Below are 13,718 nucleotides of genomic sequence, written 5' to 3' on the forward strand. Positions count from 1 at the left end.
CCGGGGCGTCATCGGGGTGTGGTGGGGGCCCAGGAGGCGGCGACCAGCGTGCGTTCGGCCGTCGCCAGGTGGGTGGCCGCTGCCAGCCAGGCCCAGGCGTAGGCATCGGAAGAGGGGTCGCCGAGGCGGCCGAAGCGGTCGCGGGGCCGCCGGTCGGCCTCGGCGGCCAGGGCCTCGGCCCGCTCCGCGGCCGCCGTGAAGCCGGCCCGGCGCAGCGGGGCCCTCCCGGCCCGGTGGCCCTCCGCCCTGGCCGCTTCCGCGACGGCGCGGCGCCCACCCGCGACCCCGGCCTCCAGGAGGCGGCGTACCCGCCACAGCGGGGAGTCGGCCAGCGGGTCCGGTCCCGGTACGACGGACTCCTCGGCCGGGTCCCCGGGCTCGGGCGGGAAGTGCGCGCCCTGCAGGCGGTCGTAGCCGAGGTCGGCCCGGCCCAGCCATGCGTCGGGGAGCCGCAGCGTGTACGGGGCACCGGGGACGGGGCCGACGGCGAGCGGGCGCAGGGTGGCCGCGCGGTCCAGGTCGGGGCGGCCCAGGATGCGGAGCCGGAGCCCGGGGCGTCCGGCGAGGCGGCGGAGGTTCGCCGCGTGGGGCAGTTCCGGGTGGGGGTGTGCGGCGCGCAGCCGGAGCAGGGGCGCGTCCGGCCGGGTCTCGCGGGCCAGGAGGTGTTCGCCGGCCGCGCCGACGACGGCGACATCGCAGCCGAGCAGGGCCCCTTCGGCCCCGGTCGGGTCGGCGAGCCCGGCGGCCACCGCCTCGGCGGCCGGACGGGCGAAGAGCGCTGCGGCCGGCTCCGCCGTCCAGGCGGTTCCGGGGAGCGGGGTGGCCTTGACCCCGCGACCGGCGCCGAGCCGTCCTTCCGGCGAGACGGTCGCCCCCGCGATGCGCAGCCCTCCGCGGGCGAGCCCGGCGTGGTCGAGGACGGCTCCGCCGAGGGCGACGGAGGCGGAGCCGGCGCCGCGGGCGCGGGCCAGGCCGCCGGGGCGCACGTCGGCGACGGAGTAGCGGGCGCCGTCCGGGGCGAGGAGGTGGGTGACCACTCCCCCGTACCCGGCGGCCGACAGCACCGGTTCGCGGCACAGGCCGTACACCTGGAGGCTGCCGCCCGGGGCATAGGCCCGGCGGGCCGTGCCGGTCCACTCCGGAGCCGCGGTTCCGGATGCCAGCAGACCGGCCGTGTGCAGGAGTTCACGGAAGGCGTCCGTGAGGTCGCCGAGGCGCTGGGCGGCCTGGCGTTCGCGCGCGGCGCGCAGGCCCCGTACGACCCTCAGCGCGGCCGCCTCGGCCCGCGGGAGTGCGGCGAGGCGTGCGGTGTGCGCGGCGCGCAGCAGTTCGGCCTGGACCACGGCGCCGCCCGCGGTGACTCCGGCGGCGAGGGCCTCGGCAGCCGCACTCCACAGCGCGGTGGCGGCGGCGGACTGCGCCCGGGTCAGGGCCCGCCCGCTGGGCCCCGCGGCTCCGGACCCGGACCTGGGCGCAGGCGGAGACGTGGACGCGGACCCGGAGGCAGGCGCGAGCCCGGACGCGAGCACGGACCTGGACCCGGACCCGGACGCAGGCGAGGACGTGGACCCGGGCGCGGCCCCGGACGCGTGGGCCGCTGCGGCGCATGCCGCGGCCCCGCCGGGTGGTGGGTCGTCGGGCGCCGCCCCTCCGGCCGGGGTCGCGTCCGCCGGTGGGGCCGCGGGCTCCGGCGGCGGTGCGTCCGCGAGCGGGGCCGCGCCCAGCGCGGCGGCCCGGTGCAGGCAGCGGGGCGCCAACAGGCAGCTGCACACGGCCTGTTCGGCTCGGGACACGCTTCCGTCGGGTCCCGGTCGCAAGGTGACGACGGCGTCCTCGCCGAAGCGGACGCCGACACTGCCGTCCGCCTCTCGGACGGCGGCCGCCGCGCAGGTCGCGGTGGCGGCGTCGAGCTTCTTGCGCAGCCGGGCGGTGAGGCTCTCGACGGCTTCGGCGAGCACCTCGGGCGCGACGGGCGGCAGTTCGGGTGCGGTGCTGTTCAACGGGGCTCCCCGCGGAGTCGGTCGCCCACCCAGCGGGCGAGGGCGAGGGGGCTGAGGGCGGCCACGGGCATGCCGGCCGCCACGAGTTGACGGGCGACGCCGACGGAGTACCGGGGCGCGCCCGTGTCGTCGAGCGCCGCACAGCCCAGGAGGTGGGCACCGGAGGCGGCCAGCGCGCGCACCTCGCCGAGGAGTCCGCCGATCGGGGCGCCCTCCTCGAAGTCGCTCACCACGACGACGAGGGTCCGGCTCGGGACGGTGATCAGGGAGCGGGCGTGCGCGAGCCCGGCCGCGATGTGCGTGCCGCCCCCCACCCGGACCTCCAGCAGCAGGGACAGGGGGTCCGCCACCCGGTCGGTGAGGTCCACGACCTGGGTGGAGAAGGCGAGGAAGTGGGTGGACAGGGTCGGTACGCCGCCGAGCACGGCCGCGGTGAGGGCCGACCAGATGACCGAGGCCTCCATGGAGCCGGAGACGTCGACGACCAGGACGAGCCGCCAGTCGGCCTCGCGGCCGGCGCGGGTGGCGAAGACGGGGTGTTCGGGGACGACGACCACGCTGCCGTCGGGGCGCCTGCGGGTGTGCGCGAGATTCGCGCGCACCGTGCGGGCCAGGTCGAGCCGGCCACCGGGACGCCGGGTGGGCCGCGGGGTGGCGAGGCCGGAGAGCGCCGGGCGCAGGCGGGTGGCGAGCTCCCTGGCCAACTCCTCGACCAGTCGCCTGACCAGCGGCCGCAGGCGGGCGAGCTGGGCTTCGGGCATGCCGCCGGCCAGGGAGAGCACGGAGCTGAGCAGTTCCACCGACGGCCGTACGCTCGCCGGGTCCAACTGCGTCAGTACGTCGGTGCGCCCGGTTTCGGCGGCTCCCGCGAGCACTTCCTCCCGGACGTCGGCGCCGAAGAGGGCCTCCAGCTCCTGCGACCACTCCCGCGCGGTGGGGAAGGACGCCTCCTGGCCGCCGCCCCCGCCGCCCCCGCCGCCCCCGCCGCCGTCGATGTCCGCGGCGCCCTCGCCCCGCCCGGAGCCGTACAGCTCGTCGAGGGCTCGGGCGTACCGGCGGGCTCCGGCGGGGAGCCGGTCGCGTTCACGGCCGAGCAGCAGGCGCCAGCGGTCGGCGGGCGCGATCCGCGGGCCTCCGCCGGGCACCGCCCGCGGCAGTGTCGACCGCGCCTCGGTGAACGCGGTGGCGGTGGTGGTGGCGGCGGTGGCAGCGGCCTCGGTCTCGGTCTCGACCGCCGTGAGCGGCTGCGCGTGCATGTCCGGGTGCCGGTCCGGGTCCGGGAGCGGCAATTCCCTCAGGGCGGCGAAACCGGCGGCGTCGGCGGCCGCCCAGAGGGCCAGCAGGGCGGGCGGCGCGTCGAGCGTGAGGTCGACGGCGTCGCCCAGGCGCTCGGTGACGGTGTCCAGCAGTCGGGAGCGGGCCGCGGGTGACAGGGCGTCGAATCCGCCGCGCAGGGCGGGGAGGCGGTCGAGGAAGTCCTGGTCGGCGAGGTGGTCGACGCGGTCGAGGAGCGGGTCGAGGGCGGCCGGGGAGGACTGGAGGAGGGGGCCGGCGGCGGTCAGGAGTCCGCCGAGCCGGCGGGTCAGGGCCCGACGGCTGTCGGGGGTGGCCGCGCCGTCGATCCATCCGGCGGCGCGACCTCCGAGCGCGGCGGCCGGATCGAGGTCGAGGAGCACCCGTACCGCCAGCGCCGCCCCCTGCATCAGCGGGGATCCGGCGGCGGCGAGGTCCGCGAGGGCGGCGTCGGTACGCAGGCCCAGGTGCCGGGCGGCCGCCCGGTCCGCGAGGGCGACCAGGGCGGCCGCGTCGGCGGGGTCCTCGCTGCCGGCGAGACCGGGCAGGGTGCGCACGGCCGCTTCGAGCAGCTCGCCGGTGAGTGCGGCCGCGGCGGCCCGCGACCGGGCGTCGGTGCCGGGGAGATGACCGCGGCGCAGGGCTTCCAGGAGGTCGAGGGCGTGGAGGAGTTCGGGCAGGGACGCGGTCTGCGGCAGGACGGCCGCTGCCTCTTGGAGGTGTACGTCGACCAGCTCGGGCAGGTCGCAGCGCGCGGCGGCGGCCAGCGCGGCGAGGAGCTGGGCCGGGGTGGGCCCGCCGTCGGCGGCGGCGCGGCGGGCGGTGTCGCGCAGGGTTCCGGCGGCCGCCTGGGCCGCGGTGACGCCGCGCACCCCGGCGAGGTCGAGGCGGGCGGGGACCGAAGGGTTCCAGGCCAGGCGCCACTTGGTGGTGAGGGCGGCGCCGTCGCCGGTGGCCGCGACGGTGAGGGGTTCGCCGTAGGAGGCGCCGCACACGAGGAGCCGTTGCAGCAGGACCTCGCGGCGGCCGTCGAGGGGCGAGCGGAGCGGATCGAGGCGCAGCTCGCGGGCGGCGGGCTCGTCGGGGCCGGGCAGCCGCAGCTCCGCCAGTTCGGCCTCCACGGAGGGGCCGAGGCCGGAGCGGGGCGCGTGCGGGGTGATCCGCCCGCGTGCGGTGCCGACGAAGACCGCTTCCAGGGCGCGGGCCAGCGCGCGGCCCCGGCCGAGGGGTTCGCCCTGGCCCAGGACGGTGGTGACGGCCTCGAGGAGCTCGCCGCGGCCCGGCGCGGGCAGCCCGCGCAGGACGGCGAGGTCGCAGGCCAGCCGCAGGGCCTCGGCGGCCTCGCCCGTCCCGGCGGTGTGTCCGGCGCGCCGCAGCTCCCGGCACAGCCCGGTGACGGCGACGGACGCCGCCTCGCGGACCAGCACGGGGTCGCCCCCGGCCAGGAGGACGGCCTGCTGCCAGAGGGGGTCCCGGATGCCGGCGGGGTATCCCGAACGGGCGTCGAGCAGGTCGAAGGAGTAGGGCACGAGGGAGGTCACGGCGGCGCCCCCGCTCCCGTACGCCGCCCCGCCGACCCCCGGCCCCGCCCCGAGGCCTCCACCGCTCCCGGCGCGGCGGGCGCGGCCCGGTTCCGCGACCCCACGCCCACCCGGGCCCGCGACGGCGGGCGCCGGGGCGGCGGGCGCAGCTGGGTCCGACCCGGCGTCCGGGCCGGCGTCCGAGCCCGCAGCGGCGGGCACGGCGGCGCGGGACGGAGCGGGGTGCGTTTCGGCCGCCGGCCCGGCGGCCGGGACCCGGGTCGCCGGAGCGGCGGGCAGGTCGCCGGCGGGGGCTTGGAGGGCCGGGGCGTGGAAGGCGCCGATCACGGCGGCCACTCGGCGGCCTCCGGCGGCCGCGTCCGCGATCACCTCCCGCATCCGGGCCTCGCGGGCCAGGTCGGCGGCCAGGACGTCGGCGTCCTGGCGCAGCGCCCAGCCGACACCGAGCGCCGCACGCCGTACGGCCTCCGGCGAACACCCCGGTGCGAGGACCTCGACGGCGCGGTCCCACATGTCGTCCCCGTCACGGCCGGTACCGGCCGCGACGAGCCCGTCCGCGTACGACGCCCGCGGGGTCGCGACCGGGGCGCCGACGGGCCGCTCCCCCGTGCGCGCGTCCTGCCGCCCTCCGGCGGGGGCTTCCGGTGCAGCGTCGGGGGTCGGGGCGAGGGTCGCCCCGCCGCCCGCGTCCGACGCAGCCGACGCCGCGTCGACGCCCCCGTCCGACGCGACCGGCACCGCGTCGACCGGCCGGTCGGGGCCGGAGTCCCTGGGCGCCGCACCCCAGGCCCGGGACGACAGGGGGAGGTCGCAGCACAGGACGGGCACGCCGCGGGAGCGGGCCCAGCGGATCGCGGCCAGCTCCGGCGAGAAGTCCGCGAACGGGTAGAACGCCAGGCGGCCCCCCTCCGTCGTGCCCGCCAGGGCGACCGGAGCCACCGTCTCCGGGTCGGCCAGGTGCTCCAGCCACGGCTGGAACTCCTCGGGCAGCTCCACGCAGACCACCTCCGCGCCCGAGGCGTCCAACAGCGCGGGAACCACCGCGGCGAGCGCCGGGCTGTGGTGGCGCACCCCGAGCAGGTACGGCGTGCGCGACGCCGCCAGCGCCTCGACCGCCACCCGCGGGTCGGTGCCGGCGCCCGCGTCCGCGTCCGCGGGCGCGTCCGCGGGCGGGCCGTCGTACAGGCCGATCGTCGTCATCGCAGGCTCCCGCGCAGGTCCCACAGGCGGCGCCACATCGCCGAGCCGTCCTCGGCGCGGCGGCGCACCGGGCCGTCCCAGTAGCCCAGCAGCCGCCCGTGGTCGGCCGGGTCGTCCTTGCGTACGACGCCCAGCAGGTGGCCCGGCAGCAGGTCCAACACGTCCCCGCCCGGCAGGTACGCGGCGGAGACGCCCAGCGACGCCGCGACCTGTACGGCTTCCGCGGTGGACATGACCGTACCGGGGCGTTCCACGTCCCATCCCTCCGCGGAGCGGCCCGAGCGCAGGTCTCGGAAGACGGTGACGAGCGCGTCGAGCACGGCGTCGTCGACGCCGAAGGCGGCCCCGGCCCGTTGGACGGCGGCGACGGCCTGGCGGCGGATCAGCTCCGCTTCTGCGTCGGCGTCCGCGATCGGGGCGACGGTCTCGAAGTTGAAGCGCCGCTTGAGGGCGGCGGACATCTCGGAGACGCCGCGGTCGCGCAGGTTGGCGGTGGCGATGACCGTGAATCCGGGGGCGGCGGCGACCACCGCGTCCTCGGTGGCGGTCAGTTCGGGGACGGTGATCCGCCGGTCGGACAGGATCGACACCATCGCGTCCTGCACCTCGGGCAGGCAGCGGGTGATCTCCTCGATCCGGACCACCCGCCCGGTGCGCATGGCGGAGAGCACCGGGGAGTCCACCAGGGCCGCGGAGGTGGGGCCCTGGGCGAGCAGGAGCGCGTAGTTCCAGCCGTAGCGGAAGGCGTCCTCCGTGGTGCCGGCCGTGCCCTGGACGGTGAGCGCGCTGGTGCCGCAGACGGCGGCGGCCAGCAGCTCGGACAGCATCGACTTGGCGGTTCCGGGCTCGCCCGTGAGGAGCAGGCCGCGCTCTCCCGCGAGGGTGACCACACAGCGCTCCACCAAGGCGCGTTCGCCGACGAACTTGGGGGCCACAGCCAGCTTCATGGGCAGCCCGCTGCGGCGCTCGGGCAGCGCCAACTCGACGCCGTCGCTGCCGCAGACGAACGTGACGACCGCGCGCGGGGTCAGGGCCCAGCCGGGCGGGCGGGGGCCGGGGTCCTGGGCGGCGAGGAAGGCGAGCTCGGCGGCGTACCGCTCCTCCGCCGGGACCGCCTGACGGGCAGGAGCCTGAGTGGCGGGCTGTTCGGTGCGGGTCATCGGGGTGGTCCTCCATGGGGGTGGTCGGTCGGTCGGAAGGGCGGCTGAGTGGGGTGGGCGGGGCCGGCGGAGCAGGTGGGTGGCGGGCCGGGCAGCCGCTGGGCCCCGGCTGCCCGGAGGCGGCCCGCTCCCCGGCTCCGGGCTCCGAGGGCCCGCGGTGCGCGCCGGCCGTCGCCCGAAGGCAGCGGTACCGGTCCGGGCCGGGACCCGGACGCGACCGGCGGCAACCGCCCGGCACCGCGCGCCACCACGCCGCACGGCCCGGACGGGACCCGCACGGGCCGCCCGTCGGGTCCCCGGCGGGCCGCCCGTCGGGTCCCCGGCGGGCCGCCCGTCGGGTCCCCGGCGGGTCCCCGGCGGGTCCCCTCGGACCGACGGGGCCCGGCGCCCGCCGCGGAGCCATGGTGGGGGCAGGGGCCCGCCCCGTGCGGCCGGTCAGGCGCGGCGTTTGCGGGTGCGCTTGACCTGGAGCTGTTCGAAGCGCGGGGCGTCGCCCTCCCGGACGCGCCGCCAGGCCCGCCGGTAGAGGTCCGCGGCCGGCTCCGCCGGTACGAGTACGCCCAGCGCCGGGCTGCCCCCCGGCGCCAGGTCGTACAGCGGGAGCTTCCACTGCTCCACCGGCAGTGTCGGGGACGACTGCTCGGCCCACCCGCCCGGCAGGAACAGCGTGCGCCCCGCCCGGCTGCGGCTGGCCGTCACCACCAGGTCGGTGGCGGCCAACTCGGCGCGGGCCGCCTTGAGCCGGGCGGGCTTCCAGCCGGTCCAGCGCGCGGTGTTGCGGTCGGTCGGGTCGGGCATGGCGAGCAGCGCCAGGTAGACGGTGGCCGCGTCGGCGCCCAGGCCGTACGCTGCGCCGACCTCCGCCACCGGCTCCGGCACCGACCGGCCCGGGTCCTGCGGCCACCACGTCCCGTCGGCGTCGGCGGCGCCCGCGGCCGGGGCTCCCGGGTCGGCGAGCAGCGCCGCGAACCGCGGGTCGTGCACGGTCCGCAGCGCGACCTCGACGCCCGAGGGGTGCTGGTCGGCGCCGCGCAGCAGCGGCAGGTACGGGTCGCAGCCCGTGGAGTCCAGCAGGGCGGTCCGCAGCGCCGGCCTGGGCCGGTCGTCGTGGGTGGGCAGCACGACCGCGCCGTAGCGCTCGTGGTCCCCGGCGGTCTCGGTCGGTGTGCCCGCCGCGGTGCGGAAGTCGGCGAGGCCGACGTAGCTCGGGAGGCCGAGCAGCAGCTCCGGCGCGGCGAGCCGCTGCCGTACGGCCGTGAGCGCGGGCGGCAGCACGGCCCGTACGGGGTCGCCCGCGGGCAGCCGGTGCGCGAGCCAGGACGCCATGGCGACGGCTCCGGCCAGGACGGCGGAGGTGAAGGGCTCGGTGGCCGGCTCGCGGGGCTCCGCGTGGTCGCCGTTGACGCCCCACGCGACGTCGACGGACAGTTCCCGGGAGGCCGCGGGGTCGAGCAGTGCGGGCAGGGAGCGGTGGGCGGGCCAGCCGCTGCGCACGGCGCGCGCCGCCTCGGCGGCCAGCCAGTCCGGGACGGGGGTGCGTCGGCCCACCCTCCGGTTCCAGACCTCCGCGGCGGCGGCCGCGTCGGGGCCCCGGCTCCACAGCAGCGCCGGGTCGGCGGGCAGGAGGGCCGCGACCACGTCCCGGCGGATGTCGACGTCGAGGCTCTTGAGCTCGTCGCGGGCGCTCGCGGCGTCGGCGGCCTTGAGTCCGAGGGCCGTACGCAGCTCCGTGGGGAGGAAGGTGCGCGCCCAGCCGTCGATGTGCGGCATTCCGGCGACGACCAGCCGCGCGAGGGCGCCGGAGACGCCGGTGAGGCGGCTGAACTCCTCGGCGGCCTCGGGGCGGAAGGGCGCCGGGCCGTGTTCGGCGGCGGCGGCGAGGAAGCCGGTCAGCCAGCCGGGGTCGCGCTGCCGGTCGCCGAGTGGGGCCCGGCCGCGCACGGTGTAGGGGCCGGGCACGGCGAACCGGCCGGTGGGGTCGTGCAGGAGGGCGCCGAACTCGTGGCCGTCCGGGACGGATTCGGAGTGCTCGGTCGGGGCGAGGGCGGCGCCGCCGCCGAGCGGGAGCACGCAGCGCTGGTGGAGGTCGCGCCCGATGCCGTCGGGGGTCTGGAGGTGGCGCCGGTCCAGGTGGAGCAGGACCCGGCGCCAGCGGTCGGCCGACCCCCGGGCCGAGGCCAGCCCGAGTCCGTCGACCGCGCCGAGCAGGCCGACGAGGGCCGCCCGCTGCTCGTCGTCGGCGGCCGGGGCGGCCGCACGGTAGGCGATGGCGGCCGGGTGGTCGAGCAGTGCGGTCCATGGGAGCCAGGAGTGCGGCAGCGCGGGCGCGTCGAAGTGGAGCCGGCCCGGTACGGCCTCGGCGTCGGTCCGGGCGCAGGTGTCGGCGAGTGCGTGCAGCAGCCGGTGGGCGCAGTCGTGGTCGGAGCCGCCGCGGTAGTAGCCCGGTCCGATGAGTCCGCTGAGCGCGTCTCCGACGAGCCGGTCGGCGGGGCCGCGGACGGTGTCCTGGGCGGCTCGGGCGTCCGGGCGGAGCCGGGCGGCGACGGAGTCGAGGGCCTGCTGCTGGGTGAGGGTGAAGCGGAGCACCTCGACGATGCCGCCGATCAGTTCGGGTGCGGTGACCTGCGGCAGGGCCGAGGCGACCAGCGCCGGCAGGTCGGCGGCCAGCTCGGCCGCGGCGGCCGCCTTGAGCAGGGTGGCGACGGTCTCCCGGTCGGCCGCGCGCAGGGCGGCCGAGCCCCGGGCGTCGCGCGGACGCAGCGCGTACCAGTGGGTGAGCGGCGGCAGTTCGACGCTGCCGGTGGCGAAGGCGGCGTGGCCGTGGTCGCCCCGCGAGGCCGTGGTGACCACGCCGTCGGGGTCGGTGAGCGTGAGCTCCCGCCAGCTCTGGGACAGGGCGCGGGGCCGGTCGTCGCCGGGGAGGGTGAGCGCCGCGACGGGCGCGTCGTGGCCCTCGGGGACGGTGACGGCCCGGCCGGCGGGGTCGCTGCCGTGCCAGCCGTTGCCGGGGAGGCGTACCGCGCGCCAGCCGATCAGGCCGTCGGCGGGGGCGCCGAGTACCGAGCCGGGGACCTCGGGCGCCGGGCGGAGCCAGGAGCCGTGATCGGACAGGACTGCCGTGGCCGGGTGGCCGCGGAGCGCGTCGGTGAGGAAGGCGGGCCGGGAGGTCCGCCCGTAGTGGGGGCCTTCGGGGTCGTACTCCTGCCAGCCGTCGTCCTGGTGCTGCTCCTGGTGCTGGTGCCGGTCGCGGAGGTGCCGGACCCAGTACGAGGTGCCGTCGCTCAGCAGGGGCCTCTCGGCGGGGAGCCGGGTGTCGCCGGCGTGCAGGACGGCCGCTCCGGTGGCGCGGCCGCCGCCCGGGAGGGGCAGGCTGATGTGGTCGGACCGCAGGGACCAGTAGTCGCGGTCGGTTTCGAGGGTGAAAACGGTGCCGGGCGAGGTGTGCCAGTAGCCCTGGGTCCGGCCGGCGCTCCAGGACGACCAGAAGACGAGCAGTTCGCCGTCGACGTAGTGGAATCCGAGGCGGTTCGCGGAGTCGGCGGGCAGGCGCAGGTCGTGGGTGAGGACGGTGGAGTCGGCGTCGATGACCCGTACCTGGGTGCGGTTGGCGACGATCAGGTGCGGCCAGGCTTCCACCACGGTCAGGTCGGACGAGCGCCGGCCCGAGGACAGGTCGGCGACGGCGCTCTCCCACGACGGCCACTGCAGTTCCTCGAAGAGGCCGCCGCGCAAGGTGCGGGCGAGGGTCTCGGCGAGGTCGGTGGCGGCCGCGGCGGCCACCTCCGCGGGGGCGAGGGCGAGGCCTTCGGCAGGCAGCCAGCTCAGCCGGCGGATGGCGTCGGGGACTCCGGGGAGGCCGGCCGAGGTGGAGGCGGCGGCGACCTCGCGCACCCAGTCGGCGAGCAGCGGGCGTCCCCCGGGGGAGGCGGCGACGGCCTGGATGATGTCGGCGCCGGCGGCGGCGTCGCCGAGGGCGTCCAGCGCCCGCCGGAAGGCGGGGTGGAAGCGGCTGTCGGCGGCGACGGCGAGCAGGTCGCGGCGCTGGTCGGCGCGGGCCCAGTCGCGCAGGTTGAGCTGGTCGTGGCGGTGGCGCCGCTCCGTCTCGTCCGGGTCGGCGACGCGGAGTCCGAGGGTGAGGAGCAGGTCGAGCAGGTCGGCGTCCTGGACTCCGACGCGCAGGCCCTCGGCGCGCTCGGGGCGGGCGAGTTCGCCGCGCAGCCGCGGCGCGCAGCGTTCGACGAGGGAGAGCAGCGCCGGGAGGGTGGGGCAGAGGCTCCAGCCGTGGTGGCGGGCGGCGTGGAAGCGCTCCAGCCAGCCGGCGGCGCCGTCGGGGGACTGCTGCTCGTCGGGGAGCTCCTCGGAGACCAGGCCGGCGGTGGCACCCGACTCCTCCAGGATGTCCAGCCACATGGCGGTGAGTTCGGCGCTGTCGCCGCCGCTGGGCGGGGTCAGGCCGAGGAGCGTGCCGCGGACGGCGGGGACGCGGCGGGCCAGGGCGATGAGCGCGGCGCGGTGGGTCTTCCACCAGCCGGTCGCGGCGCGGAGGGTGGCGGGCAGCGGGAGCAGTTCGGCGAGGTAGTCCTGCTCCGGTTCGGTGCCGGTCAGGCCCGCGGCGCGGGCGAGGCGGCGCAGTTCGCCGGCGGCCTGCGCGGAGGGCGGCAGTCCGCCCGCGGTGCGGCGCACGCACAGGCGGCGGAAGCGCGTGTGGGCCTCGGCGGGGGTGACGCGGGCCGACAGCTCCTTGCCGTAGCCGGTGAGGACCTTGACCGGGAGGGCGCCGGCCAGGGCGAATTCGAGGAACACGGCGTCGAGGCGGTCCTCGTCGACGCTCAGTCCGTGCTGGGCCTCGGCGGTGCGGGCGCGGCCGAACAGCTGGGAGGCGTAGGCGGTGTTCTCGACGGCGAGGAAGGTCCGGGCGGCCTGCTCGTAGAAGACGGGGAGGAAGTGCGGGACGGAGGCCGCGAGCCGTCCGGCCAGTTCGTGGCAGGCGTCGAGGGCGGCCTTGGGCTTGGCCTTGGCCTGGCGGGCGAGGCGGTCCAGTTCGGGGACGACGGCGAGCGCGTGGTGGCCGTCCTCGGGGTGGTGGACGAGGACCCACTCGGGGAAGCCCAGGGCCTGGCGCCGGCCGAGGCCGACGACCGGCGGTTCGCCGTCTTCGCGTACGAGCCCCAGGAACCCGGCGGCGAGGTCCTCGGCCGCGCCCAGTTCGGCGGCGGCCAGCCGGACGACGACGCGGTCGTCGCCGAGGGCGGGGTGGCGGTAGCTGCGCGCGGTCAGCTCGACGGCGCCGGGCCCGGCGCCGGTGATGCCGGGCGGGAGCACGGCGCCCGCCGTGAGCAGCAGCGCGGTCTCGCCCGCACCGGGTGCGCCGTCCGCGTCCGCGGCGGTGGCCGTCCCGTTCACGTCCGCGTCCACGGTGGTGGCCGTCCCCTTCGTGTCCATCCGGTCGGTGCTCACGCGTCCCCGCCCTCCTCGATCTTGCGCCCGGCGTACAGCGCCGCGGCCATCCTCATGCCCTCGGACCACGCGACGGGTCCGACCTCCGCCAGGCGCACCGCCCGGCCGTCCTCGTCGTGCCAGTTCAGGGCGCCCGTGCTCGTCTCGTCCTCGTAGTACGGCTCGCCGATCCACACCGCGGCCTCGACGGCGCGGCCGCGGCCCGTGTCGCGGACCTTGCAGGTGGCGTAGCCGCCGGAGACCCGGTAGCCGAGGCCGGTGGCCCGGGCGGCGAGGCCGAAGCGCGTGGGGAAGACCCCGCCCGCGTAGTCGCGCACCTCCGTGGCGGTCTCCGCGAGCCCGGCGGGCTTGTGCCAGGTGGCGCGGTGGATCTGCTCGACCTGCTGGACGATGCCCAGCTCTGCCGCGAACTCCCGTACGTCCTCCAGGTCGGGCAGCAGCACCGGGTGGGGCAGGGTCACCGTGCGCGGGGAGAGGCGGACCGTCTCTCCGTCGAGGTTGACCACCCTCAGCTCACCGGAGGCGGTGGCGTCCCGCAGGAATCCGGCCTCCTCGGGGTCCGCTCCGACGACGGCCAGGTCGCGCAGGGCGCGCTGCCACGCCTCGTCGGGCCAGACGCGGGCGATCAGCGCGGTCGGCACCGGCAGCGAGGACACCATCCAGGCGTCGACCTGGGCGACGCAGGCCGCCGCGTGCCGGTCGAGCCATGCGGCGAGCCGGCGCAGCCGGTCCACCTCGGGATGGTCCTTCAGTGCCTTGGGCAGTGTCCTCAACTGCCTGCCCGCCCCGCGGCCGCCGACGGACCGCGCCGCCACCCGCCCCTCCACCAGGGCGATTTCGTACCCCTCGCCCGCCGCCAGCCATGCCATGCGCCCGCACCCTCTCCCGCTGTCCTGCTCGAGTCCGCGCAGCCTTCACCGGAGGGGTGGGACCCCTCTGGGCTGCGGTATGCCGGGAGACTAGCGAGAGCCACTGACAACGCTCGCCGGAGGGTTGCCGTCCGGTTGATTGTCCGGATCTGGGTAGGCTCACCGGGACGTTGACGTGCGGTCGGTTTGGGGTGGGGT

General features: G+C 78.3%; 5 protein-coding genes. All 5 read right to left on the reverse strand.

Annotated elements, in window-relative coordinates; all coding sequences use genetic code 11:
• Positions 1-8: 8 nt before the first annotated feature.
• The 5 genes from ACFWU6_RS18280 to ACFWU6_RS18300 all read right to left on the reverse strand — a co-directional run bounded on the left by ACFWU6_RS18280 (position 9) and on the right by ACFWU6_RS18300 (position 13,520).
• Positions 9-2,000 carry a hypothetical protein gene (locus ACFWU6_RS18280; protein WP_383808165.1) on the reverse strand — a complete coding sequence of 664 codons (1,992 nt, stop codon included), beginning with the start codon at positions 1,998-2,000 and terminating at the stop codon, positions 9-11.
• Entirely contained in the window at positions 1,997-6,034 is a 4,038-nt protein-coding gene (locus ACFWU6_RS18285; RefSeq protein ID WP_383981903.1) for a DUF5682 family protein, read from the reverse strand. Before ACFWU6_RS18285 ends, ACFWU6_RS18280 begins: the two co-directional genes overlap by 4 nt.
• Positions 6,031-7,194 (reverse strand): AAA family ATPase, encoded by a 1,164-nt coding sequence (locus tag ACFWU6_RS18290; RefSeq protein ID WP_383981904.1) that lies wholly within the window; start codon positions 7,192-7,194, stop codon positions 6,031-6,033. Before ACFWU6_RS18290 ends, ACFWU6_RS18285 begins: the two co-directional genes overlap by 4 nt.
• 435 nt (positions 7,195-7,629) lie before the next feature.
• The gene (locus ACFWU6_RS18295; protein WP_383981906.1) at positions 7,630-12,651 is read right to left on the reverse strand and encodes a DNA-binding protein; all 5,022 of its coding nucleotides are present in this window, start codon (positions 12,649-12,651) and stop codon (positions 7,630-7,632) included.
• Positions 12,648-13,520 carry a DUF4132 domain-containing protein gene (locus tag ACFWU6_RS18300; RefSeq protein WP_383981908.1) on the reverse strand — a complete coding sequence of 291 codons (873 nt, stop codon included), beginning with the start codon at positions 13,518-13,520 and terminating at the stop codon, positions 12,648-12,650. Before ACFWU6_RS18300 ends, ACFWU6_RS18295 begins: the two co-directional genes overlap by 4 nt.
• Between the last annotated feature and the right edge of the window lie 198 nt (positions 13,521-13,718).

The sequence above is a fragment of the Streptomyces sp. NPDC058674 genome (assembly GCF_042716505.1).
Classification (GTDB): domain Bacteria; phylum Actinomycetota; class Actinomycetes; order Streptomycetales; family Streptomycetaceae; genus Streptomyces.

Bases quoted from the DNA above. Each gene is read 5' to 3' on its own strand.
- ACFWU6_RS18285 (WP_383981903.1), bottom strand. From the start codon at position 6,034: ATGACGACGATCGGCCTGTACGACGGCCCGCCCGCGGACGCGCCCGCG.
- ACFWU6_RS18290 (WP_383981904.1), bottom strand. From the start codon at position 7,194: ATGACCCGCACCGAACAGCCCGCCACTCAGGCTCCTGCCCGTCAGGCG.
- ACFWU6_RS18300 (WP_383981908.1), bottom strand. From the start codon at position 13,520: ATGGCATGGCTGGCGGCGGGCGAGGGGTACGAAATCGCCCTGGTGGAG.